Below are 3,589 nucleotides of genomic sequence, written 5' to 3'. Positions count from 1 at the left end.
GTGTATGGATCGATCCGGATTGGCTCGACGGCAACGCCTGCGGCTTCCAGGCGGATAATCACGGGATCAAGATTAGCCACCGCGAATGCCAGATGTCTCAGGCCTGTAGCCTCTGGGTGGGACGGCCGCGTCGCCGGTGCAGGGAAGGAGAACAATTCCAGTTGGGCCGACCCGATCCGCAGATCCGCCTTCCATGACTGCCGCTCCTCCCGATAAACCTCCCGGATCAGATCGAGGCCGAGGAGTTCGACGTAGAACCGTCGCGACCGGTCGTAGTCGGTGCAGATGAGCGCGACGTGGTGAATGGCGTTCAGCATGCTGCTAACCCTGGTCAAGCTGGGAGATGAGGCCAAGGCGCTTCAAGGCCTGGATCGTCGCGCCCTCGCCACGGTGCTGATCAACCCCGAGCCCATTATCCATAACACCCGCGTTCCACCGCCAGCCGCCGCACCAGCGCCAGCACGGCATCGATGGTCGGGGTCGGCTTGTCCGTTAGCCTGCCAAGTTCCTGCACCGCGCTCACCAGCGCGTCGATCTCCATCGGCCGGCCACGCTCCAGGTCCTGCAGCATCGAGGTCTTGTGCTCGCCGACATCGCCGGCGCCCTTGATGCGCCGGTCGACCGCGATGGGAAAACGCACGCCGAGGCTTTCGCCGATCGCCTGCGCCTCCAGCATCATGGTGCGGGCGAGCGTGCGGGTGCCCTCGTCGGCAACGATCGCGGCAAGCGTGCTGCCGGTCAGCGCCGAGATCGGGTTGAACGAAAGATTGCCCCACAGTTTTACCCAGATCTCGCTGCGGATGTCTTCGCGCACCGGCGCCTGCAAGCCGCCCTTGACCATCTCCTCGGCCAGAAGCGTGACCCGTTCGCTGCGCTCGCCCGAGGGTTCGCCGAGCGAGAAGCGTTTGCCCTCGACATGGCGGATGAGCCCCGGCGCATCGACCTCGACCGCGGGATAGACGACCGAGCCGATGACGCGGTCCGGTCCAATCCGCTGCCAGATCGCGCCGCCGGGATCGACCGCGTTCAGCCTGGTGCCTTCGAGCGGCCCGCCGACGCCGTGGAAATACCACCACGGCACGCCGTTCTGCATGGTGACGACTGATGTGTGGTCCCCAAGCAGCGGTGCGATCTGGTCGAGCGCCGGGGTGAGGGAATGGGCCTTCAGCGCCAGCACGACATAATCCTGCACGCCAAGTTCCTCGGCCTTGGCGGCGGCCCGGACGGGGACGGACGTCTCCTGGCCATCCTCGATCAGGCGCAGGCCATCTGCCTTGATCGCTTCCAGATGGGCGCCGCGCGCGACGATCGAGAGATCGGTGCGGCCGGCGGCGGCAAGCTTGGCAGCGAGATAGCCGCCGATCGCACCGGCGCCGAAGATGGTGATCTTCATCGTCAAAGCCCGAGTTTGGCGGCAAGGCCGATGCGCTGCAATTTGCCGGTCGCGCCCTTGGGGATCTCGTCCAGGATCAGGATCTTGCGCGGCACTTTGAAGTCGGCAAGCCGCGTCGCGGCATAGGTGCGGATGTCGCTCTCAGCGGCGCTGATGCCTTCGCGCAGCACAACCGCCGCCGCCACCTCCTCGCCAAGCTTGTCATGCGGCATGGCGAAGGTGACGACCTGTGCCACCGCCGGATGGTCCATCAGCACATCGTCGACCTCGAGTGGCGAGATCTTTTCGCCGCCGCGATTGATGATCTCCTTGAGCCGACCGGTGACCCTGAGATAGCCGTCCCCGTCCAGCACGCCCTGGTCGCCGGTGTGGAACCAGCCATGCGCGAAAGCCGTGGCGTTGGCATCCGGGTTCTTTTCGTAGCCCGTCGTGACATTGGGCCCGCGGATGACGATCTCGCCGGACTCGCCTGCATCGAGCAGCCGCCCGTCGGGCGCCATCACAGCCACCTCCGGCCCGGCGGAGGCACCAACGCTGCCGGGCTTGCGCTGGCCCGGCGGCAGCCGGTTCGAGGCCATCTGGTGAGCCGCCTCGGTCATCCCGTAGGATTCGATCACTGGGCAGCCGAAGGTCGCTTCCAGCTCAGTCATTACCTGCGCCGGCAGCGACGCCGAGGACGAGCGGATGAAGCGCAGGCGCGCCGCCGCCAGCGCCTCGGTGTTGCGTGCCGCGCGGGCCAGGATCGCCTGATGCATGGTCGGCACCGCCGTGTACCAGCTCGGCTGCGCCTCGCTCAGCCACTGGAAGAAGCGCAGCGCGTTGAAACCCGGCGTGCAGTAGATGCTGCCGCCGGCAGCCAGCGACGACAGCACGGCCGCGATCAGGCCGTGAATGTGGAACAGCGGCATGATATTGAGGCAACGGTCATCGGCCGTCAGGCCAAGCGTGCCGCCGATATGAGCTGCCGAGGCCGCGATGTTGGCATGGCTGAGCGGCACCAGTTTTGGACGCGATGTCGTGCCGGAGGTATGCAGCAGCAGCGCAATGTCGCTGTCTTGCGCCATGTCGGGCGCGGCCTTCGGTCCGATCGCCGCGCCCTCGATAGCAAAACTGCCGGCCGGTGTGCCGGGCTGCACGACGAGCCGCAGCACGCCGATGCCGAGGCGTTCGGCCACCGTCACCGCGGGGCCGGTCTCACCCTCCGCGACGAGGATCGCCTTGGCGCCGATGTCGGTCAGGTAGAAATCGAGCTCGTCGGCCCGGTAGGCGGGGTTGAGCGGCGCCGTAGAGGCGGCGGCCGCCACGGCGACGAAGGCGGTGGCCATCTCGGGCCCGTTCGGCAGCACGATCGCCACCCTGTCGCCGCGGCCGATGCCGCGCGCATGCAGCTGTTTTGCCGTGTCGGCGATCATGCTGCGCAATCCGCCATGGCTGAGCGTTGCCCTGTCGGGCGCCAGAATGGCGGGGGCGTCGTCGGCGCCGGCGGCGAGACGGCGGGAGAGATCTGCGTGGGTTTCAGTTTGGGTCATGATCACCGGCTGGATTTCGAACGATTACTGGCGAGAGCCCTTCTGACGGGCTTGCCTCGATATGGGCGCCATTGGACAACGGATCACCTCAATAGCCAAGCGCCAAACCATCCTTGCGCGGATCGGAAGCGCCGGTCAGCGTCCCCTTCTCCCAGTCGATCAGCACCACCTGCCCCCCGCCAAGCGGATGATGCGGTTCGGCGATGCGGTGGCCGCGCCGGCGCAGGCCCTCGGTTGCATCAGTGGGAACGCCACGCTCGGCTTCCACTGTGTCATCGTTGTAAAACACCCTCGGCGCATCCAGTGCCTGCTGCGGGTCCATGCCGAAATCGATCATGTTGGTGAGCAGGTGGACATGGCCAAACGGCTGGTAACCGCCGCCCATGACGCCGAACGGCATCACCACGCGGCCGTTCTTCGTCGCCATGCCCGGCATGATCGTGTGCATCGGCCGCTTGCCCGGCGCGATCGCGTTCGGATGCGCCGGGTCGAGGCGGAAGCTCGAACCACGGTTCTGCAGCACGATACCGGTCTTCGGGCCGACGACGCCACTGCCGAACGAATAATAGGTCGAGTTGATGAAGGAGACCGCGTTGCGGTCGCGGTCGACGATGGAGATATAGACCGTGTCGCTGCCGGGCAGCTCGACGCGCGGCAGATGCGTGAT

General features: G+C 66.5%; 4 protein-coding genes. All 4 read right to left on the bottom strand.

The window, feature by feature from the left end; translation table 11 throughout:
- Positions 1–317, bottom strand: a 317-nt coding sequence (locus ENZ75_RS25120; protein WP_164887985.1) for a VOC family protein, incomplete at its 3' end; no start/stop codon positions are given.
- Between the two features lie 95 nt (positions 318–412).
- The gene (locus tag ENZ75_RS25115; protein WP_013528521.1) at positions 413–1,393 is read right to left on the bottom strand and encodes a 2-dehydropantoate 2-reductase; all 981 of its coding nucleotides are present in this window, start codon (positions 1,391–1,393) and stop codon (positions 413–415) included.
- A gap of 2 nt (positions 1,394–1,395) precedes the next feature.
- Entirely contained in the window at positions 1,396–2,922 is a 1,527-nt protein-coding gene (locus tag ENZ75_RS25110; protein WP_063170421.1) for an acyl--CoA ligase, read from the bottom strand.
- An 88-nt stretch (positions 2,923–3,010) separates the two neighbouring features.
- Positions 3,011–3,589: gamma-glutamyltransferase (locus ENZ75_RS25105; protein WP_206617098.1), on the bottom strand; the 579-nt coding region annotated here is incomplete at its 5' end.

It is taken from the genome of Mesorhizobium sp. M7A.F.Ca.CA.002.04.1.1 (genome assembly GCF_004022805.1).
In the GTDB taxonomy this organism is placed as follows: domain Bacteria; phylum Pseudomonadota; class Alphaproteobacteria; order Rhizobiales; family Rhizobiaceae; genus Mesorhizobium; species Mesorhizobium ciceri.
The sequence above is the reverse complement of the archived record's forward strand: the minus strand, read 5'-3'. Positions and strand labels throughout refer to the sequence as shown.